We start from the raw sequence: 20,310 nt of genomic DNA, 5'->3' as shown, positions 1-20,310 counted from the left end.
TTTTCCTCTGCTTCTAACTTCACCTTGTGTGACATAACAAAACTCCCCCTATGATTAACAGTTTATTTTTTCACTGTCTCTCATAGAGGGAGCATATCATAAGCAAATCATAGGAAATGATTGCGTAATTCCGTGAGATGAAATGAGACGTCCGTGGCTGAGACTGTTTGAGGGCGAAGCCCGAGTTTCTCAGCCACAGGCGAATGAGTCCACGGAATAGCAATCGTTGACGTTTTTGCTTATGCCTTCCCCGACTCTTTTTTATTCATCTACACTAAACCGGTTACCCGATTTCAAACCGGAATGGAATCTCCGCACTGATCAACGACAGCAACGGTACGTCTTCTTTTTTGACCTGGGCAATTACATTGCTGCGGGGATCCATTGGCTGGGGCGCGGTTAAAATCTGGAGTTCGCCTTTATAGCGACCGTAATTGTTGTTGTCCAATAACACCGTTCCTACCGGCAGCAGGGAAGATTTTTTCCCGTTAGCCAGATGTTGGGGGCCTGCGAATACGGCGGCGTATTCTTTCGGCATTTCGATGATGAGTTTGTTTTCGTTCCGCTCCGGTACGATGGTAACGTCTTTTGCGGTGTCCCGGCTTTCCGTGGCACGGATGACATCTGCCGCAGGGTCGGGGCGGTTGGTATAGGACTGGGATAAAAGGCTTTTGATATAGGGAGCCTCTGATAAAACATGAATATGTAATGGCAGCGGCGCATCCGGCTGCCATTCTTTTTTGGGCGGCAGGGCCTTGCGGGAATAACGGGCATCGGCTTTGGCCAGAGTTTCCGGATCGGCCAGGGCTTCCAGTTCCGCCAGCGTCGGATTGCTGTCCCCGATAATCAGGCTGTCGCAGCCGATGGCAGTCAAAATGGGAGCGGCGTCGCAGGGGGCAATACCCCGGAGGCTTTCCATGGTGGGCAGGCCCGCATATAGCGGTCCCCGTCTGCCGGTCTGGCTGGCCGCGAAAACCCCCGCCGGAATATCGTGCCGGTGCAGCAACGCATTCTGCCGCTGAACCGTTTCAGAACTGAGGCCGGTATGGGGGCGGGGATAAAAATTATGCTGGCCGTCGATACGGGAAAAATCCGCCTCCGCTTTTAATAACGCATGTAACTCCACGGAACGGGCAGTAGATGCGTTTAACTGGACATTCATTTCGCGGCTGAAGGCTGCGATGGTTTCGGTTCCGATTCCGTAGTCAAAGCGGGCCGTGGTAATGTGAAGCTGTTTCAGCCTGGCCGGTGTCAGTTCGGGGATGTCCAGAATCTTCAAGGTGAGAGGCGAAATATCGGCAATCACATCCAACCCCAGACTCTCCGCACAGGCAAAAAGATACAGGGCGTCTTCACGCAGGGAAACTGCATTGCTTTCCGGAATGTGCAGGGAAGAAAAGACGCGGCTGTAACCTAAGGCCGCCGCTTTTTGCAACAGCAGCAGGCTTTTTGCCCTGTCTGCGTCAAGTCCCGGATATAGGGAAATTCCTAATTTCATAATATTGTACTCCTATTATGGTTGACCGAACCTTTTGCGGTTTTTCAATTTTTTAAAATAGGCGAGGCGTTTTTCGTTTTTGCTTTTGCTGTTGAATCAAATGCAACCCAATATGAGCGCAATGTTGTTACTATCGAAGCTTCACTTCAGGGCCTGTTTTAAGCGCCCCTGATTATCTTTCAGTTTCTGCACAGCTGTTTCGTAATCAATACCGGCCAGGTGCATCAGAATCGCAGGCTTAACTTCTCCGCGGGACTGTTCCAGCAATTTGTCCGCCGTTTCGCCGTCGCAGCCGGAAGCTTCTATTACTATACGCCTTGCCCGTGCCTTCAGCTTGCTGTTGGTACATTGCAGATCGACCATCAAATTGCCGTACACTTTTCCCATCAGGATCATGCTGCCGGTGGAAAGCATGTTTAAAATCAGCTTTTGCGCCGTGCCGGCTTTCATGCGGGTAGAACCGGTGATGACTTCCGGACCGGTTACGGCGGTGAGGGAAAGGTTTGCGTGTGCTTCGGTTTCCGGGTTTTCCGTACAGGTTACGGCGATTGCATAGGCGCCGGTCTGCTGTGCATATTTCAGCGCACCGATTACATAGGGTGTCCTGCCTGATGCGGAAAGGCCGACGACAACGTCCAGGTTCGTCAGGTTTTGGTTTTGCAGGTCTTCCGCGCCGGCAGATTCGGAATCTTCCGCACCTTCCTGCGCACGAAAGACAGCGGGCGTACCACCGGCGATGATGCCCTGTACCAGTTCCGGCGGCGTGCTGTAGGTAGGCGGACATTCGGACGCATCCAAAATGCCCAGCCGTCCGGAGGTACCGGAGCCGATATAAAATAAGCGTCCCCCGTGGGAAAGACGGTTGGCAATAACAATTATTGCCCGGGAAATATCCGGGAGGATTTTCTTAACTGCTTTCGGTACAGTCTGGTCTTCCGCATTGATCAGTTTAACAATTTCCAGCGCGGAAGCTTCGTCGATGGCTTTGGTTTTGGGATTCTGCTGTTCTGTGGTCAGTTTTGTCAAGTCGATCATGATAATGCCTTTCTTTCAAAATAATCTTTCGTTTATTATATCCTAAATAAGACAAAGTGGCAAAGTGCAATCCGCGTTTCATTTATAATCGTATGAAAACCGAAGAGAACGGCAACCCAATAAAATCTTGTAAGGATTTCGCTGCTATTTCCGATTTTTACATTGACCCTGCGGGCAGTTTATAATATGATAAGTAAGAACTGTCAATTCGTTTATGACGGTTCGGAATGCTTTGAACGCATTTTGAGGGGAGTGCAGCCGAATTACTGTTGCACTGTAGAAGGAGACTTATCATTATGAGCCAAAAGATACCGTACATTACAAAAGAAAAAGCAGAACAAATTGCCCAAAAATATCCTACGCCTTTTTATCTGTATGATGAAGCGGGGATCCGTAAAAGAGCCCGTCTGGTGAACAAGGCGTTTGCCTGGAATAAAGGGTTTAAAGAATATTTTGCGGTAAAGGCTACGCCGAACCCGTATATTTTGCGGATTTTAAAAGAAGAAGGCTGCGGCGCGGACTGCTCGTCCCTGACCGAGTTGCAAATGAGTCATGCCGCGGGACTGACAGGCCGTGACGTGATGTTCAGTTCCAATGAAACCCCTGCGGAGGATATGCAGCTGGCCAAAAAAATGGGCGCGATCATCAATCTGGACGACCTGACCCATGTGGAATTTCTGGAACAGGTGGCGGGCATACCCGAAACCATCTGCTGCCGTTTTAATCCCGGCGGCCATTTTGCCATTGCCAACAGCATTATGGATAACCCCGGCGATTCCAAATACGGTATGACCCGGGAGCAGATGGTGCAGGCATACAAAATGCTGATGCAGAAGGGCGCCAAGCATTTTGGCATCCATGCGTTCCTTGCATCCAATACCGTGACAAATGCGTATTATCCGGAGCTGGCCCGGCAACTGTTCACGCTGGCTGTGGAACTGAAAGAAGAAACCGGGGCGGATATTACGTTCATTAATCTGTCCGGCGGCGTGGGCATCTCCTATCATCCGGAACAGGCGGAAAATGACATTCTGGCTATTGGCGAAGGGGTACGCAAGGTGTTTGAAGAGGTGCTTGTGCCGGCCGGCATGGGCAACGTAAGCCTGTTCACGGAAATGGGCCGCTTCATGCTGGCCCCGTTCGGTGCGCTGGTGACCCGCGCGATCCACGAGAAGCATATTTATAAAGAATATATCGGCGTAGACGCCTGCGCGGCAAATCTGATGCGCCCGGCCATGTACGGTTCCTACCACCACATTACAGTGCTGGGAAAAGAAAATGCGGAACTGTCTCATGTTTACGACGTGGTGGGCGGTCTTTGCGAGAACAATGACAAATTTGCAATTGACCGCAAGCTGCCGGAAATTGAAAAAGGCGATTTATTATTTATCCACGATGCCGGCGCCCACGGTTTTTCCATGGGCTATAACTACAACGGCAAGCTGCGCAGCGCGGAACTGCTGCTGCAGGAAAATGGTGAGGTAAAAATGATCCGCCGGGCAGAAGAACCGAAGGACTATTTTGCCACCTTTGATTTCAGCGAAGAGTTTCCGGAACTGAAAACCTATTGAGGTACTGTCGGTTCCATACGTATGTGCGCAGGACAGCACATGTATGAACAGTGCGGTATTTTTCCGAATCATTTCATCTTAAGTTAAAAAAGAATACGGCTATAAAAAAAGAAAGACCGGACAAAACCGTTCACGATTGCTATTCTATCGACTCATTCGCCTGTGGCTTCGAAACTCGGGGCTTCGCCCCTCAAACAGTCTCGCCACGGTCGGCGAATTTCGTCTCATAGAATCACGCAATCGTTCCCGATGTTTTGTCCGGCCTTCCTTTTTTTGAAAGCCTTGTTCTTTATAACGTTTCTATTTTCTGAGATCGCTTCCTAACGCCCGGACATCATCGGCTGTTTCCGTTTTTGTCAGGACATAGAGGAAATCTCCCGCGCGGATGATGGTATTCCCTTCCGGCACCAACTGGTCCGGCCCCCGCTTTACATCTACCAGCAGCGTGTGGTCAGGCCATGGGATATCTTTCACCTTTTTGTTTTCGATGATACTGCCGCTGCTGACCGGCACTTCCACGATATCCCGTTCTTCTTTAACTACGTCCGGATCCGGCGTGCTGTGGCTCTGCAGGTTTTTCAGAAGCAGGGCTTCATAGATAGGCTGACTGCCGCAAAGCTGTGCCACGATATAAGCGATAGCCGACGTGATTCCTAAAATCATAAGGTGGGAAAAGCTTCCGGTCATTTCGCTGATTAGTACGGTGCCGGTGATGGGGGCCCGTACCGAAGCCGAAAAAAATGCGGCCATGGCGATTACAATAACATTGGCGGCGTGGTTGGCTGCAATCAGGTGAAATGCTAACAGGAAGTGGGCGCAAATGCTGCCTACCAAAGCGCCTAACACGAGCATGGGGAGGAAAAAACCGCCGGGAACACCGGTTCCGTAGCTGATCAGGGTGAACAAAAACTTTCCGATCAATAAGGTCACAAGAAGCTGCACCGGGAAAGTCTTTAACGCCAGTTCGTTGACCAGCAGATTGCCGCCGCCCAGCACCTGGGGCAGGGCAAAACCCAGCAGACCCGCGCAAAGGAGTGAAAAAGCGATTTTATAATACAGGTTTTTAAAAACGGGGAGACCGTAGAACTTGTTTATGTTTAACAGGCCTGTATTAAAAAGGACGCCGCAGAGTCCGGCGACGACCGCGATCGCGACGGCGTAAAGCAGATGGATATGAGGGAAGGGCGGCAGTCCGTAAAAGCTGAAAATAAAACCGCGGCCGAATAACACACGGGAAACAAAAGTGGCCGTCAGGGCTGCCGTCATTGCCGGCAGCAGTACGACAGCGGAAAAATTGCGATGCAGTTCTTCCAGTGAAAAGATAACGCCTGCCAGAGGCGCGTTAAAGGCAGCGGCCAGTCCTGCGCCGGCGCCGCTGGTGATCAGGTAACGTTCTTCCATGCGTGAACGTCCCCAAAAACGGCTTATGCCCTGCGCCGTCACTGCGCCCAGCTGGATGGAAGGGCCTTCCCGGCCCAGGGACAGACCGGCGCCCAGGCCGATGACGCCCCCTGCCAGCTTGACCCATAAAACGCGGAACCAGTTCATGCGCATAAAACCGAGAATAACGCCTTTGACCTGGGGAATACCCGAGCCGCCCGCCATGGGTTCGTAGATTGTCAGCTTGTAGAGAACTGCGCCGATGACAAGCAGAGCAGCGAACCAGCCTGCCGTATACAGATCCGGCAGCTGCGTCAGCTGTTCGTACAGATCCGTGCGCCATTCCTCGGCTTTTGTCAGCAGAAACCGGAACAGACTGATGACAAGGCCGGAAAAGATACCGACAATGATGCCTTCCCAGAACAGTTTAAACTGAAAGCTGTGCCAGTGGTTTAACGAACGGTATGTGTTTACAATTTGCGAACGGGTAGCAGCATCAGGAGAATTTTGCTTTTTGCTTTGCGAATGTGTCAGTTGCATAAAAAGAAATACCTGCCCATATATAATCTAACTAATTATACCACTCCTGTTTTACAGGGCAATAAGAAATGGCTCATATCAAAGCGATATGAGCCAAAATTTTCCATAACCGGGAATGACCGGCTGAAATTTCAGAAAGGGTTCGGTTCCGGTTGACCAAAGGTTCCTTAATGCGCGGCAGAAGGCTTTCCGGAGATTGTATTCACATTGCCCTGCAGTTCCTCATCAAAGCGGGGATTCAGGTAATTCACGTACAGCCAGGCCAGGATACTGCCGGAAATATTGTGCCAGCTGCTGAAGATGGCGCCCGGAACGGCAGCGGCTGCCAGGGCGGGGAAGTGGGTCTTCGCCAGTCCTGCGGCCAGCCCGGAGTTCTGCATGCCAACTTCGATGGACAGGGCCACGCATTTTTTCCAGCTCATGCCGGAGATGCGTCCAATGGCAAAGCCCAGGGCGCTGCCTAACAGATTATGCAGCACTACCACGGCCATGATGGTAGCGGAAGAAGCCAGGATGGCATCCCGGCTTGCACCGGCCAGACCTGCGATTAACAGGGAAATGCAAAGGCAGGACAGAGCCGGCAGATAGGCTTTTGCCTTTTCGCACCAGTCCGGGAAACAGTGACGCAACGCTACACCGAAGCCAATGGGGATAATGACGATTTGTACAATGCTCCAGAACATGGCGATCGGGCTGAAGTCGATGCGCTGCCCGATGATCATGTAAGTGAGCAGGGGGGTCATAATGGGGGAAAGCAGGGTGGATACCGTTGTCATAGTTACCGAAAGGGCCAGGTCGCCCTTGCTGATAAAGGTAATTACATTGGAAGCGGTACCTCCCGGACAGGTACCTACCAGTACCACGCCGACCGTAAGGGCCGGGTCCAGGTTAAAAGCCCGGGAAAGGGCGTAGGCGAGAAAGGGCATGATGGCATACTGGGCTACCGCACCCAGCAATACATCCCGGGGTCTCTGCAGGATCAGCTTGAAATCCTTCAGTTCCATCGTGGTACCCATACCGAACATGATGATGCCCAACATCATGCTCAGGAGCGAGAAGCCGGCCAGTTTTCCCAGTACCCAGGTAAAAGCCGGCGGACAGGTCATACCTCCGATAAAGAACAGGATGATAACCAGACCAAAATACTTGCCAATCAGCTCACATAATTTTTTCATACTTTTTTCCTCCTTCTGCCAGTGATCTTTTGGAAGAAGCCCATAACCCGGTCCGCTGTTGCAGACGTTTGTACAGGTTCTTCCCGGCGTTGACGGAGAACGGTATAAAAAAGCGCATCCGGACAGATGCGCAGTGCTTTATACCTGTTGCGTCTCGTCCCGGTCATTTCAGATCCAAGCGATGTATGACATTTTCGGAACAGCGGCTCAGGATGTCCCGGTAAAGCTCCTGCGAACAGGATGCCTTCCGACCTGGCTTCGTTCCACAGAGATAGTAGCAGAAAACGTTCCGCAATGCAAGTAAAATTTTTCAATGAGACACTTGTTGTAAAAATTATGGCTGAAACAGGTCATGGTGTAATCAAACCGTGACTTTTTTGTGACAGGGACTGCTTTCGATACATCCGAAACAGAAAGGTTATCTGCGGAAATGAAATAACAAATGATGCCGGAATGGGTACAGGCTTTTTTCAAATGACGTTGTTTATGCTATAATGATACGGAAACGCTGATTAATTCGTATGCAGGTGCTTTTTGTGACTGACTGCGTCAATGTCCCTCAACGCAGCTACGGCTGCGCCTTCGGGCCATTTCCTTGTCAGTCGCAAAAAGCTCTCGGTCATCGCACAAACTCATTTAATCAGCGTCTCCATAAAAAAGTTCACGTGAAGTTTTGCTTCGGGAAAGGCGGAAGCAGCAGGATATGAACCTTACAATTGCGAAAGATACGCGGACGGAGCAGATTATATCGAAAAGCCGGTTTATCTGTTCGCTGAAAAAAGTAAAAACGGAAGACGAGGCGCAGGAATTTATTAAAGCCGTGAAGAAAGAGTTCTGGGACGCAACGCATAATTGCAGCGCGTATGTAATTGATGAACAGCACCAGCGCTCCAGTGACGACGGGGAACCCTCCGGTACGGCGGGTATGCCGATGCTGGGCGTGCTGCGCAAACAGAACCTGCAGCAGGTAGCTGCCGTTGTAACACGCTATTTCGGCGGCATCAAGCTCGGCGCCGGAGGACTGGTGCGAGCCTATGCGGGCAGTGTTTCCCGGGCGGTAGAGGAAGCCGGGCTTGCACAAAAAGTCAGGATGGGCCTGTATGTATTTTCCTGTGAGCCGGGAGAGGCCGGAAAGATTACCAACCTGCTGTACCAGCAGCAGATGTTTACCCTGACGGATGCCGACTATGGAACCCGGGTGAATTTTACGCTGCGTATGCCGGAAGTATTGAAAGGACAGGCGGAAGCCTGGCTGACGGATGCGTTGCAGAGACAGACGGAACTGACGGAAGTCGGCTGGGAATACGAAGAGGTTCCCGTTACAGAATGAGAACAGAGAGTGGCAGGAGATCAACTATGCGGGCTGATTTACATATTCACACGACGGCATCTGACGGAACATGGGATCCGTCACAGGTAGTGGAGGCTGTCTGCGCGGCAGGGATTGGCGTTTTCGCTGTATCCGATCACGACAGTGTGGCCAATGTGGAGGAAACAAAGCTGCTGGCAGCCCAGGCCGGACTGCGCTTTCTTCCCGGTGTAGAACTGAATTCTACCAAAGACGGGCATAATTACCATATTCTGGGTTATGGAATCGATAGTCATAATACTGCGTTGCTGGAACTTTGCCGGCATAACCAGAGACTGCTGGAGCAAAAGGATGTTGACAGTGTGCGGAACCTGATTGAAAGAGGATGGCCGCTGTCCATGGAAGAATTTGCTTCCTATTCATATGATCCGCATCGGGGCGGTTGGAAGGCGCTGGCGTATCTGCAGGATAAGGGCCTGTGTACAGATGTAAATGATTTTTTCCGGCGCATCTTTACGGCGGAAAACGATCTGGGCTTTCCGGATTTTCCTGCGATTGCAGAAGTGGTTTCGGTCATCCATCAGTCGGGCGGCGTTGCAATCTGCGCGCATCTGGCCAGTGATTTTCACGGCGCCGGCATGCAGGAATACCTGCCCCGGCTGGTGGATGAAGAACTGGACGGATTTGAATGTTATCACTCCGGTCACCGTGCAGAGGACAGCCGGCTGCTGGCTCACTTCTGCCGTCGCCATAAACTGTACATTTCCGGCGGAAGCGACTGCCACGGAAGCTTTGTTCCGTCCCGGCATCTGGGGATTCCGGAAATAGACACGGGCATGCTGTATTTGCCAATGTTACAACAATGAAAAAAGCGCGAGGTTTCGCGCTTTTTTTACTTTGCGGACAGATTTTTCCAGCCTTTGGAAAAATAGAAAAGCAACACGGCGTAATAGGTGAAAGCACCGGCTGTAGTCCGGGATGCCAGCCAGGATGGAAAGAGCAGAAAAGCAAGGATGAGGAACAGTACGCTGAAAGCGATACCAAAGACAGATGTGAGTGAAAAATCTTTTTCGATAAAAGCTCTGCGGATGCGTATGACAGAAAAGAGACTGTTCCGGGAAGCAAAGATACCGAAAAAGAAACCGCTGACGATATATAGCGCCGTATTCACAATTTGACTGAACGTTGCGCCGTTAAAACCCGATTCCATGAAAATTCCTCCGGAAGTTCTGAAAGATTCTTCAAAAAATTGCTGTGCCGGAACACAGTTGTGTTACAATTATATTATATAATGGTTTTACATGTAAACTGAAAAAAGGAAAGCAGGTGCATACGATGGCAGGGGCAGCCCTTCAGGGGATAAAGGTCGTCGATTTTTCACAGTGGCTGCCGGGACAGTATTGCGGCATGGTACTGGCGGACTACGGCGCTGATGTAATCAAGGTGGAAGGCGTGACGGGGGATCCCAACCGTAACTTTGCTCCACGGCTGGCGCCCGGCATGAGCAGCTGGAACCTTGCGCTGAACCGGAATAAACGGGGCATCACGGTCAATTTAAAAACGGAGGAAGGGAAAGAAATACTGAAACGCCTGCTGAAGGAGGCGGATGTGTTTCTGGAAGGGTTCCGTCCCGGTTATTTGCAGTCAAAGGGATTAGGCTACGAGGATGTGACGCAGGTAAATCCCCGTTTGATTTACTGTTCCATAACCGGCTTCGGACAGGACAGCAAATATAAGCAGCAGCCTGCCCACGATTTGAACATCATCGGGCTTTCCGGCATGTGTTTTTTAAACGACTGCGGCAAGGTAGCCATCAGCGAGGTACAGGTGTCGGCGATAGGCAGCGCCCTGAATGCCGCAGCAGCCATTTCCATGGCGCTGCTGGCGAGAGAACGGACGGGAAAAGGGCAGCGCATTGACGTGAGCCTGTACAACACGGCGCTGAGCATGCAGATTGTTTCCCTGTCCAGCATTATGGGATGCAGGGTGACGGGGGATACGCCTTTTGGCCGCTGTGCTCACTATTATGATGTATATGCCACGAAAGACGGGAAGTACGTCAGCGTAGGAACCATTGAACCAAAGTTCTGGCAAAAATTCTGTGATATGATCGGTTTGCCGGAGTTGAAGGACCGGCAGCATGATTTTGCCCACGAAGAGGAGATTACGCAGATCATAAGCGAAAAACTGAAAACGAAAACCCGGGACGAATGGGTGGCGCTTGCGGAAAACGGGTCTTTCTGCATCACGCCGGTCAACAGTCCGGACGAGGTACTGGAAAGCGATATGACTGCAGCGTCGGGCATGCTGGAAACACGGACGGAGGATGTAGGTACCGTTACCTATCTGCATTCCGCGATGAAAATGTCCGATACCCCCGGTAATATACGGTTCCGCGCGCCGTACGCAGGGGAGCATAACCGTGAAGTGTTATGCACGTTGGGATACACAGAAGAAGAAATCGCTGCATTTAAGGCCAAAGGAATCGTTTGAGCGTTGTTTCGTTTTGCCGGTCACAGATAATGACAGATATGTTTGACAGGCGTGTTGGAAAAAAGTAAGGAGTTTCACGTGAAACATTTTTTTAAAATCATCGTTACGATTCTGTGCTTTTGTACGTTTGGCTTTTCCGGTCAGCCGGCAGAAGCCGGAATGATCAGTGAAAAACAGGAAATAGAAATGGGAAAGGCGACTGCCAGACAGATTGAAGCCCGTTACGGAGTCCTCAATGATCCTCAGATCACTGACAGGGTAAATCGTATCGGACAGAGCCTGGTAGATGTCTGCGGCCGTAAAAATCTCACCTACACATTCAAGGTGCTGAACACGGAAGACGTGAATGCGCTGGCCTGCCCCGGCGGTTTTATTTATGTGTTCAAGGGGCTGGTGGACTACATGCCTTCCGATGCGGAACTGGCAGGCGTGCTGGGGCATGAGATCGGGCATGTGGTAAAACGCCACACAGTTCACCAGCTTGAAAAAAATATGTGGACCCAGCTGGCTGCAATCCTAGCGGGGGTCGCTTCCGGGAACGGCGATGTACTGGCTATGGGTATGGTGGTCGGCGACGCGCTGGCTGCCGGGTACAGCAGGGCGGACGAAAGCGCGGCAGACCGGGAAGGCTTTGCCTATACAGTAAAAGCAGGCTACAGCCCTTATGCTATGCTGGTGACCATGCATAAGCTGCAGGAACTGGCCGACGAATACGGGAACCCGGGCTGGGGGATTTTTGACAGCCACCCCGACCCGGCGCAGCGTATACGGAATATGTATAAGTTGATGGATCCCATGAAGATGACTCCGTCGCCGGTATTGGGAACGGACGGTATCGCCAGTGTAAAAGAAACCTTTGGCAATTCCAAAGACGTGTGGAGCTTTGACATAGCGGCGGCAGCCGGCGGCAATAAACCCATGTATCGGGCGGAACTGCTGGCAGGCTCCCTTTACCAGGTCCGGCAAAAAGATAAAATTGAGCCGTCTCATTTTATTGTGTTTGAGTCGAATGATAAGGCCGAGATATATTATGAAGACATTCAGCTGTACACAGTTTATAAACAGGACGCGGCGGGCTTTGCCGGGATTGGCGCCTGTGCGGCAGATTGTGTGGAACGGTTCCGGGAATGGGCTGAAAAAGTGAATCGGGCGAAACCGGTTGCAAAACAGTAAGATTTTGTATAAAATTTAAATTATAGAAGAAATCCTGTTACGAAACATCCCCGGGATATTCGTAAACCTGGATCGGATTAATGAAAAGCGAGGTGCGGCAATGAAGACAAAATCCTGGAAAAAAAGAATCGGATCGGTAGTGTTATGCGGCATGATAGGAACTTGCCTGCATACTGCGATGCAGCCCCTTCCGGCAGTTCATGCGGCTAATATCGGAGGCATTTTAGGAACGGTTATCCAGGGCGCGGCGGCAACGCAGCAGGTTAATGAGGTAATTAAGTATTATGAGTCGGAAGAAGGACGCCGGAAGTTGTTTGAAGGATATAAAGAAAAATACGGCGTTTCCGATAACTATTACCGCCAACAGCAGCTGGATGAAATGATGCCCCGTCTGACCAAAGGGATTGCGGCTGTGGATCCTTCCATCCATCAAAAACCTTACCTGTATTTTGTGAATAAACAGCAAAGCTTTAACGCGTTTTGCAGTATGGGCCATGTCATGAGCGTCAACGAAGGGCTGTACAGCCTGACGGATAATCCGGACGAAGTGGCCGTAGTGCTGGCTCATGAAATGGGGCACGGGCAGAAGAATCATGTGGCGTCCGGCATGCGTAAAAAGCTGAATGTGGCCATAGCGGCCGGCGTGCTGGGGTCAGCGGTGGGCGGTTCGGCCCTGACAAACCTGGCCATGAATATCGCGGTCAATCAGATCGATACGGTGGCAATCACGAAAAGCGCCGAATGGGAAGCCGATAACCTGGCCTTTGACTACGTGATCAATGCCGGCTATAATCCGGGGGCTGCCGCTGCAATCTGGCAGCGCGTCGAAGAAAAATACGGAAAATCCAAGAGCAGCTTTGCCGGCGAAATTTTCTCGCCCAGCGATCATCCCACCCACCAGCAGCGTCGTGAGAATTATGTGAAGAAACTGTTTGAATACAGCGGCAAACACGTAACTGCCGAAAAGGGCGTAGTCAAAGTCAATGGAAAAGCGCTGGTAAAACCGGCCGCGGCAGGAGATCAGAGCGGGGCAGAGCGCTCGTACTTCGTGCTGGGTAATCTGGCGGCAGCGTACCATAACGGGCATAACAAATCCAATGCCTACGCTTCCGGTAACACGCTGATGCTGGGGCAGCAGCCTATTATGGCCTGCCACGCGGGGGATCCTTCCGCTTCGGAACTGGCTGATTTGCTGAATCGCATAAAATAACATTTTAAAAGGGAACATAATACATTTTAAGGAGGGGACATAATGGAAAACAAACTGTGGAATGCATTGCAGACGTTTAAATCCGAGGGGTACGAATGGGTGGAACTTTCTCATTCCCTCAACAATGACAGCCCGTTCTGGAGCGGCATACCGGAAGGCTCTGTGGAGCTGAGCAAGGTAGTTTTTGACTGGGGCAACCCCATGCTGGAATGCCTGATCCACACCTTTAAATTCCCGGGGCAGTTCGGTACCCATGTTGATTTCCCGGGCCACTTTGTTAAGGACGCGCCGTTATCGGAAAAGTACGGCGTGAAAGACTTTGTCTTCCCTCTGGCAGTCATCGACATCAGTGAAAAGGTGAAGGAAAATGTTGACTACGCCGTTACCGTAGACGATATCAAAGCCTATGAAGCCAAATACGGGCCGATTCCGGAAGGCGCTTTTGTGGCCCTGCGGACTGACTGGTATAAACGCTGGCCTGACATGGAAAAGCTGGCTAACGCCGGAGCAGACGGTAACGAGCACTGCCCGGGCTGGTCTCTGGACGCGCTGAAATATATTTTTGAAGTGCGGAAAGCGGCGGCTAACGGCCATGAAACCCTGGACACGGACGCCAGCTATCTGGCTGTGGAAGCGGGGGATCTTGCTTGCGAACGTTACGTACTGAGCATCGGAAAGCTGCAGATCGAAGTGCTTTGCAATCTGGATAAAGTGGCGCCTGCCGGGGCGGTACTGTTTGCATCCTGGCCGCGTATCGAAGGCGCGACCGGCCTGCCGGCCCGGGTGTATGCGCTTACACCGAAACAATAAAACGTTAGAAAACAAAGAAAGGACACGCAAAATGACCAGAAACCTGCGTAAACTGTACAGTGCTGCGCTGGCAATGCTGGTAACGCTGCTGCTCCCGGTAGTGGTGCTGGCGGCTGGCAAGGAGATCATCATCCTGCACACTAATGATATTCACTGCGGTGTTGCCGACAATCTGGGGATTGATAAAGTATCCCAGTACAAAAAAGATCTGAAGAAGCAGGGACATCCCGTGGCGCTGGTGGATGCCGGCGACGCGATCCAGGGCGCTCCTATCGGTACGCTTTCTAACGGCGAATCCATTGTTAAAATCATGAATGCGGTTGGGTTTGATTTCGTCATTCCCGGCAATCATGAATTCGATTACGGCATGGAACGTTTCCTCAAATTAGCGTCCCGGCAGAAATGCGGGTATTATTCCTGCAACTTTGTTGACGTAAAAACCCGGAAACCCATCCTGAAACCCTATAAGATTCTCACCCTGGGTGGGAAAAAGGTTGGATTCGTAGGCGTCACCACTCCGGAAACCCTGGTGACCTCTACTCCCAAGTATTTTCAGGATAAAGACGGAAAATTCATTTACGGTTTCTGTGAAGACCAGACCGGTGAAAAAGTTTATCGCGCAGTTCAGCGTGCAGTCAATAATGCCCGCAAAGAAGGAGCGGACTATGTATTCCTGGTAGGGCATCTTGGAACCAACGGATCTATTTCCTACTGGTCCAGCGGCGCCATGGCGGCCAATACCTACAATATTGATGCTGTCATCGACGGTCACTCCCATGAACTGTACATTCCGCCTCATAAAGTAACCAACAAGGCCGGCAAGGATGTGCTGGTAGCCCAGACCGGGACCAAACTCCAAAGCCTGGGAAGGATAACCATCCGCGAAGACGGCTCCATTTCATCTGATTTAATACAGGAACTGAAAGCAGCGGATCCGAAAATCACCAAACTGGTTGCCAAAGAAAACAAACGCTTTGACGCAATCCTGAACCAGCCGGTTGGCGAAGCCATGATCGATCTGACGATTGACGATCCCAAAACCGGCAAACGCCGGGTGCGCTGCTCCGAAACCAATTTGGGCGATTTTATTTCCGATGTTTACAGGTCTGTGCTGGATACGGATATTGCCATGGAAAACGGCGGTTCTATCCGCAACACCATTAAGAAAGGCGTGTTCACTTACAACGATTTGTTGCAGTCTTTCCCCTTCGGCAATATGTGTACGGTCATTGAAGCTACCGGCCAGCAAATCGTAGACGCTCTGGAAGTCGGCGTTTCCAATTACCCCGGCGAGCACGGGGCCTTCATGCAGGTTTCCGGCATGACCTATGCCATTGATTCCAGGGTTCCGTCCGGCGTGGTGGTGGATGCCAAGGGCAATTTTGTGGAAGTGAAAGGCGAACGCCGTGTGAAGGACGTTATGGTCGGCGGCAAGCCCATTGACCTGAACGGGAAATATACGGTCTGCGGCAGCAATTACATCCTGAAAGACGGCGGGAACGGCCTGGTGATGTTCAAACAGAGCAGGTTGTTGAAAGACGGTGTCATGATGGATGTGGACGCTATCATGGAATATGTGCAAAACCACCTGAACGCCAAGATCAAAGAGGGATACGAAAATCCCTATGGCGCAGGGCGCATTGTCATTAAATAAAAATGAATCAGGCGTAAGATAATTGAAAAAACGGAGGAAAATAACATGGGTAACCGTATCAGGAAACTGTACGTCTCAATCCTTGTGTCGCTGGCAACACTGATGATCCCGGTGGTTGTCATAGCGGCAGGCAAGGAAATCATCATCCTGCACACTAATGATATTCACTGCGGAGTTACCGACAATCTGGGGATTGATAAAGTATCCCAGTACAAAAAAGATCTGAAGAAACAGGGACATCCCGTGGCTTTGGTAGATGCCGGCGACGCAATTCAGGGCGCGCCTCTCGGCAAGCTGTCTACCGGCGAATCCATCATAAAGATCATGAATGCCGTGGGCTATGATTTCGTCATTCCCGGCAACCATGAATTCGATTACGGTATGGCGCGCTTCCTGCAGCTGGCGTCCAGGCAAAAATGCGGGTACTATTCCTGCAATTTTGTGGATGTCAAAACTCGGAAACCCATTCTGAAACCCTATAAGATTCTCAATCTGGGCGGTAAAAAGATTGGGTTTGTAGGCGTTACCACTCCGGAAACCCTGATTACATCAACTCCTGTATATTTCCAGGATAAGGATGGGAAATTCATCTACGGTTTCTGCGAAGACCAGACCGGCGAAAAAGTCTACCAGGCGGTACAGCGTGCCGTCAACAACGTCCGCAAAGAAGGAGCGGACTACGTTTTCCTGGTAGGGCACCTGGGCACTGAGAGCTCCATCCCCCACTGGTCCAGCGGTGCGGTGGCGGCCAACACTTACAATATTGACGCTATCATTGACGGACACTCCCACGAACAGTACATTCCCCCGCATAAGATCATTAACAAGGCGGGGAAGACAGTGCTGGTAGCCCAAACCGGAACCAAGCTTCAGAGCCTGGGGCAGATGGTTATCAAAGAAGATGGCACCATCACCTCCGAACTGGTGAAAGGCCTGAAAGCAGCGGATCCCAAGGTTACTAAACTGGTGGCCAAAGAGAATAAACGGTTTGAAAAAATATTGAACCAGCCTGTAGGTGAAGCCTTTGTAGAGCTCACTGCCAATGACCCTAAGACCGGGAAACGCCTGGTGCGCAATGGGGAAACCAACCTGGGAGACTTTGTAGCGGATACTTACCGGAGCGTGCTGGATACGGACATTAGTATGGTAAACGGCGGCTCCGTCCGCAATACCATTAAGAAGGGCGTGTTTACCTATAATAATTTGCTGGAGGCATTCCCCTTCGGCAATATGTGCACAGTCATTGAAGCCACCGGTCAGCAGATCGCAGACGCCCTGGAAGTGGGCGTTTCCGAATATCCCGGTGAGCATGGGGCCTTCATGCAGGTTTCCGGCATGACCTACGCTATCGATCCCAAGGTTCCTTCCGGGCTGATTCTGGACGCCAAGGGCAACTTTGCAGGCGTGAAAGGCGAGCGCCGGGTGAAAGACATCCGGATTAACGGCAAGCCGATTGACCTGAATGCGAAGTATACGGTGGGCGGTACCACCTATGTGCTGAAGGACGGCGGCAACGGTCTGGTGATGTTCAAGCAGTGCAAGCTGCTGAAAGACGGCATCATGACGGACGTGGACGCCATTATGGAATATGTTCAGAATCATCTGAACGCCAAGGTCAAAGAGGGGTACGAAAATCCCTATGGCGCAGGACGTATTACAATCAAATAAACACGAAAAAGACACATTTTTGCCTTACAGTATGTTTGCCTAATATAACACGACATTTATTACTGGACTTTGAAGGACAACCCCGGAAAAGACTGGAAAACTCTGGAAACCCTTTTATAACGAAGGATTCCGGAGTTTTTCTTTTTCCTTTTTCGAGGAAAGTGAGCGACATTTAATTTCGGACTTTTGGGAAGGCCGTGGACAAATTGCGAGAAATGGAAATTTTTGAAGAAAAATATTAAAGACCGTTCAAAGGTGCTTCAATTCGTTGTTAAACGCTTATTAAAGACATGGAAAGAAAAGTGCGGTGTGTTTCTGGGGTGGACGGACTAATTCACTTATGCTTTTTACTTATTCACCATAAAATGCCGTAACGATGCGTTTTTTTGAAATGTTGCAAAAAACAGGACTAATTCACTCCTACATTCACTTTTTGTATAAACCTATCAAAATCCTGCATAAATGCTGTATAATTTAAACAGCAAAAGTAAGCCTGGGCGTGTGTGGGCTTCAGGCTTAACTTTTATTACTTCCCCTGGCGTGATATAATTTGTTTGCGACAACATCATCACGAGGGGAGAGTGAGTACTATAATTATCAATTCATATACGCCATTTATAAGAGTTATTGAAAACTTAAATAAAATGAGTCTGATGACGAATATTCCTAAAGATTCATTCCGCTCTGCGATGCTGCATTCTTTGAGGTTTCCCGCACAAATTAATCCGTATCACCCAGATAAATATATTAACTTTAGAAGCAAATTTGCTGATGCGCTTTTGAATCAGCCAGGAACAAATACAGCCAAGGCTCTTTTGCGGGCAGGTGTTATCGTGCACCCGTCTTTCACGATGGCAGGTCTTATCCATGATAGATATTTTTCATCAGTTAACCGTTTTGCTGGGCTTTTAGGCCAGTCGGTATCTCAACGGCAAATGGATTTTGCTGCCAAACTACAGCGACTGCAACCACTCTTGAACCCGGAACATGTTCGTATTGCTTCTGATTTAGCAGAATCCATTGAAGTAACAGATGAACCTGCGGATGTTATACCGTTACCAAGACTGGATATTGAGTCAATACATAATGATGAAAGCAGGGCAGCTGCTGTTGACAATTATGTTCAAGCTGCTACAGATATCCTTGAACAAGACATTCCACATCATGTAACGGATTGGTTTGAAAGAGTATATCCAATACAACGCTTAAGGCTGTGGGAAAAAATGCCTGATAAGCCTGAAACATTAATATTTCTTAATGAAATTATTATGTCCCTGCTGGTTCAAATGGTGGTGGCAAGCGATGTTGAAAAACTTAAAATTTTTGAAGCTGTTTGCAGTAAGTTACTTATGGCTTATTGCGTCTTCCGTTGCCTTTTTGCCGCTATGGATAAGGCTTGCGAAGAGGTAAATGAAAAGAATCATCATCTGTAACGAATTGAGAATATTAGAAATTTCCCTTATTACATCTAATCCATAATAAGTAGCCAGTAAGAAGACTACTATAGTTAAAATACTTGCAGAACAGAATACTGATATTAAGATTATAGTGAGCTTCTTCGCTTCGTTCAGCTGCACTTCAATGGAGCGGTTCTCCTTTTCAGTGTGTGGCTGTAGAATTTTTGGCAATATAATCATCAACGAATCTCCTTTATCACACGGGCCTTCAGATCCGGGGTTTCAATCAGGCACTTGAGCCACTGGCGGCCAAACTGCCAGCATTCGGCTTCTGTCTCCAGGAAGATGTCCAGGCGGTCTTTATATCAGCCGCCGAAGCGGTCCGCCACGATCAGGACGCGACCGTCCGGCAGCGTGACCTTTGTGCCGAAGGGCAGGTGATCCGCCGCGCATATCCCGTTCCAGTTCATTTGCGCGGTCTTCAAGTTCTATCAGTTCATACTCTTCATTAAGACAGCAGTATGATCCGGTATTCTCTGCAGAACTAAAGACACAGTTGCCGCAGTCACGCTTTCTGCAGTAACGTAGAATTTGCTTATATGCTTCAATAGCTTTTCTGTGTTCATTCATTTGAGTCACCTCGTTATATCAACTGTTGGCCGTATCAATGTCTGCCGCAACGTCAAGGGCAGCGTCGTAAACAATGTCTGCCAGTTCCGGACCTGTTAATGTGGAGTTAATAGTAATCTGGATCGTGAACCGGCCTTCTTTATGGAAAACATACTGCAGCTGCTTGCTTTGGGTTCTGTCCCATTTGTCCGCATTGCTGCTGGTGGGTTCGGCCTGTTTCGGTTTGTCCACATACCATTTTTGTCCGACCGGTGTTTGTTTAGGTTCACAGGCTGGCTGTTCCGCCGGTTCGTCTTCCCGGATCGCTGCCGATGGCTCTTCTTCCGGCAAATCGGTGACAGCATCCGCTGCCGTTTCGTTTTCGGGCAGTCCTTTTTTTACGATTTCCCCGAACTCTGTGACCTGATCCGTTGCAGCCAGGGCGGCCTGGATTTCGCCCATGGAACATTGCAGTACCATTGCCAGTTTTTGCATGGTGCTTTCTTTGAGGGAATAGCATTTTTCGTGACGGATGTTGTGCAGCGTACTGGAACTGATACCGGCTTCCATCAATGCGGTGGTGGTCAGGCCCAGTTCCGCCTTGCGGCGTTCGATGAATTCATACAGCTTTGACATGTTTTCCACTTCCTTCCAATAAAAAAATCGGTATAGAGCTTTGCTCTATACCGGTATTATGAAGGCTGAATGGGTAAGTTTACAGAGATAGCAGTTTATTAAAGCACTTTAAAAATAGAAAAAAACGGGCATAAAAAAACTGGTTACCAAAA

The 20,310-nt window shown here is 50.0% G+C and carries 16 protein-coding genes; 10 read left to right on the top strand and 6 right to left on the bottom strand.

What is annotated here, in order from left to right:
* Nucleotides 1–283 precede the first annotated feature (283 nt).
* Nucleotides 284–1,498 (bottom strand): MupG family TIM beta-alpha barrel fold protein, encoded by a 1,215-nt coding sequence (locus tag QZV31_RS05980; RefSeq protein ID WP_295359034.1) that lies wholly within the window; start codon nt 1,496–1,498, stop codon nt 284–286.
* 141 nt (nt 1,499–1,639) lie between these two features.
* Complete coding sequence (murQ, locus tag QZV31_RS05975; RefSeq protein WP_295359033.1) at nt 1,640–2,533, bottom strand: N-acetylmuramic acid 6-phosphate etherase; 894 nt, start codon at nt 2,531–2,533, stop codon at nt 1,640–1,642.
* A 296-nt stretch (nt 2,534–2,829) separates the two neighbouring features.
* Here murQ and lysA point away from each other — a divergent pair, with 296 nt between their 5' ends.
* Nucleotides 2,830–4,104: a diaminopimelate decarboxylase gene (gene lysA, locus QZV31_RS05970; RefSeq protein WP_295359032.1), complete on the top strand. Its 1,275-nt coding sequence runs from the start codon at nt 2,830–2,832 to the stop codon at nt 4,102–4,104.
* A gap of 300 nt (nt 4,105–4,404) precedes the next feature.
* Here lysA and QZV31_RS05965 read toward each other — a convergent pair whose 3' ends face one another.
* Together QZV31_RS05965 and QZV31_RS05960 are read right to left on the bottom strand one after the other, a co-directional pair.
* Complete coding sequence (locus QZV31_RS05965; protein ID WP_295359030.1) at nt 4,405–6,024, bottom strand: ClC family H(+)/Cl(-) exchange transporter; 1,620 nt, start codon at nt 6,022–6,024, stop codon at nt 4,405–4,407.
* Nucleotides 6,025–6,191: 167 nt separating this feature from the next.
* Nucleotides 6,192–7,199, bottom strand: a complete 1,008-nt coding sequence (locus QZV31_RS05960) for a bile acid:sodium symporter family protein (protein WP_295359028.1) — start codon at nt 7,197–7,199, stop codon at nt 6,192–6,194.
* A 703-nt stretch (nt 7,200–7,902) separates the two neighbouring features.
* Between QZV31_RS05960 and QZV31_RS05955 the strand changes: the two genes are divergently transcribed.
* Nucleotides 7,903–8,529, top strand: a complete 627-nt coding sequence (locus tag QZV31_RS05955) for a YigZ family protein (protein ID WP_295359026.1) — start codon at nt 7,903–7,905, stop codon at nt 8,527–8,529.
* 26 nt (nt 8,530–8,555) lie between these two features.
* Nucleotides 8,556–9,374: a PHP domain-containing protein gene (locus tag QZV31_RS05950; RefSeq protein ID WP_295359024.1), complete on the top strand. Its 819-nt coding sequence runs from the start codon at nt 8,556–8,558 to the stop codon at nt 9,372–9,374.
* 26 nt (nt 9,375–9,400) lie between these two features.
* Here the strand turns inward: QZV31_RS05950 and QZV31_RS05945 are convergent, their stop codons facing one another.
* Nucleotides 9,401–9,718 carry a hypothetical protein gene (locus QZV31_RS05945; protein ID WP_295359023.1) on the bottom strand — a complete coding sequence of 106 codons (318 nt, stop codon included), beginning with the start codon at nt 9,716–9,718 and terminating at the stop codon, nt 9,401–9,403.
* 125 nt (nt 9,719–9,843) lie between these two features.
* Between QZV31_RS05945 and QZV31_RS05940 the strand changes: the two genes are divergently transcribed.
* From QZV31_RS05940 to QZV31_RS05910, 7 genes are all read left to right on the top strand, one after another.
* A complete protein-coding gene (locus QZV31_RS05940) occupies nt 9,844–11,001 on the top strand; it encodes a CoA transferase (protein ID WP_295359022.1) in 1,158 nt (385 codons plus the stop codon).
* Nucleotides 11,002–11,079: 78 nt separating this feature from the next.
* A complete protein-coding gene (locus tag QZV31_RS05935) occupies nt 11,080–12,174 on the top strand; it encodes a M48 family metallopeptidase (RefSeq protein WP_295359020.1) in 1,095 nt (364 codons plus the stop codon).
* 100 nt (nt 12,175–12,274) lie between these two features.
* Complete coding sequence (locus QZV31_RS05930) at nt 12,275–13,384, top strand: M48 family metallopeptidase (protein WP_295359019.1); 1,110 nt, start codon at nt 12,275–12,277, stop codon at nt 13,382–13,384.
* Nucleotides 13,385–13,426: 42 nt separating this feature from the next.
* Entirely contained in the window at nt 13,427–14,194 is a 768-nt protein-coding gene (locus QZV31_RS05925; protein ID WP_295359017.1) for a cyclase family protein, read from the top strand.
* 31 nt (nt 14,195–14,225) lie between these two features.
* On the top strand, nt 14,226–15,848 hold the full coding sequence (locus QZV31_RS05920; RefSeq protein WP_093729791.1) for a bifunctional UDP-sugar hydrolase/5'-nucleotidase: 1,623 nt from the start codon (nt 14,226–14,228) through the stop codon (nt 15,846–15,848).
* Nucleotides 15,849–15,893: 45 nt separating this feature from the next.
* A complete protein-coding gene (locus tag QZV31_RS05915; protein WP_295359014.1) occupies nt 15,894–17,516 on the top strand; it encodes a bifunctional UDP-sugar hydrolase/5'-nucleotidase in 1,623 nt (540 codons plus the stop codon).
* A gap of 581 nt (nt 17,517–18,097) precedes the next feature.
* Nucleotides 18,098–18,949, top strand: a complete 852-nt coding sequence (locus tag QZV31_RS05910) for a hypothetical protein (protein ID WP_295359012.1) — start codon at nt 18,098–18,100, stop codon at nt 18,947–18,949.
* A gap of 612 nt (nt 18,950–19,561) precedes the next feature.
* On the opposite strand, the gene QZV31_RS05905 is transcribed toward QZV31_RS05910, so the two are convergent.
* The gene (locus QZV31_RS05905) at nt 19,562–20,158 is read right to left on the bottom strand and encodes a helix-turn-helix transcriptional regulator (protein WP_295359009.1); all 597 of its coding nucleotides are present in this window, start codon (nt 20,156–20,158) and stop codon (nt 19,562–19,564) included.
* Between the last annotated feature and the right edge of the window lie 152 nt (nt 20,159–20,310).

The sequence above is a fragment of the uncultured Succiniclasticum sp. genome (assembly GCF_902793885.1).
Classification (GTDB): domain Bacteria; phylum Bacillota; class Negativicutes; order Acidaminococcales; family Acidaminococcaceae; genus Succiniclasticum.
This window is presented reverse-complemented; position numbering and strand designations above follow the sequence as displayed.

What these genes read in the sequence shown, in the direction of transcription:
- QZV31_RS05905 (WP_295359009.1), bottom strand. Translation starts at nt 20,158, where the DNA reads ATGTCAAAGCTGTATGAATTCATCGAACGCCGCAAGGCGGAACTGGGC.
- QZV31_RS05925 (WP_295359017.1), top strand. Translation starts at nt 13,427, where the DNA reads ATGGAAAACAAACTGTGGAATGCATTGCAGACGTTTAAATCCGAGGGG.
- murQ (WP_295359033.1), bottom strand. Translation starts at nt 2,533, where the DNA reads ATGATCGACTTGACAAAACTGACCACAGAACAGCAGAATCCCAAAACC.
- QZV31_RS05955 (WP_295359026.1), top strand. Translation starts at nt 7,903, where the DNA reads ATGAACCTTACAATTGCGAAAGATACGCGGACGGAGCAGATTATATCG.
- QZV31_RS05930 (WP_295359019.1), top strand. Translation starts at nt 12,275, where the DNA reads ATGAAGACAAAATCCTGGAAAAAAAGAATCGGATCGGTAGTGTTATGC.
- QZV31_RS05965 (WP_295359030.1), bottom strand. Translation starts at nt 6,024, where the DNA reads ATGCAACTGACACATTCGCAAAGCAAAAAGCAAAATTCTCCTGATGCT.
- QZV31_RS05950 (WP_295359024.1), top strand. Translation starts at nt 8,556, where the DNA reads ATGCGGGCTGATTTACATATTCACACGACGGCATCTGACGGAACATGG.
- lysA (WP_295359032.1), top strand. Translation starts at nt 2,830, where the DNA reads ATGAGCCAAAAGATACCGTACATTACAAAAGAAAAAGCAGAACAAATT.
- QZV31_RS05920 (WP_093729791.1), top strand. Translation starts at nt 14,226, where the DNA reads ATGACCAGAAACCTGCGTAAACTGTACAGTGCTGCGCTGGCAATGCTG.
- QZV31_RS05940 (WP_295359022.1), top strand. Translation starts at nt 9,844, where the DNA reads ATGGCAGGGGCAGCCCTTCAGGGGATAAAGGTCGTCGATTTTTCACAG.
- QZV31_RS05915 (WP_295359014.1), top strand. Translation starts at nt 15,894, where the DNA reads ATGGGTAACCGTATCAGGAAACTGTACGTCTCAATCCTTGTGTCGCTG.
- QZV31_RS05980 (WP_295359034.1), bottom strand. Translation starts at nt 1,498, where the DNA reads ATGAAATTAGGAATTTCCCTATATCCGGGACTTGACGCAGACAGGGCA.
- QZV31_RS05945 (WP_295359023.1), bottom strand. Translation starts at nt 9,718, where the DNA reads ATGGAATCGGGTTTTAACGGCGCAACGTTCAGTCAAATTGTGAATACG.
- QZV31_RS05960 (WP_295359028.1), bottom strand. Translation starts at nt 7,199, where the DNA reads ATGAAAAAATTATGTGAGCTGATTGGCAAGTATTTTGGTCTGGTTATC.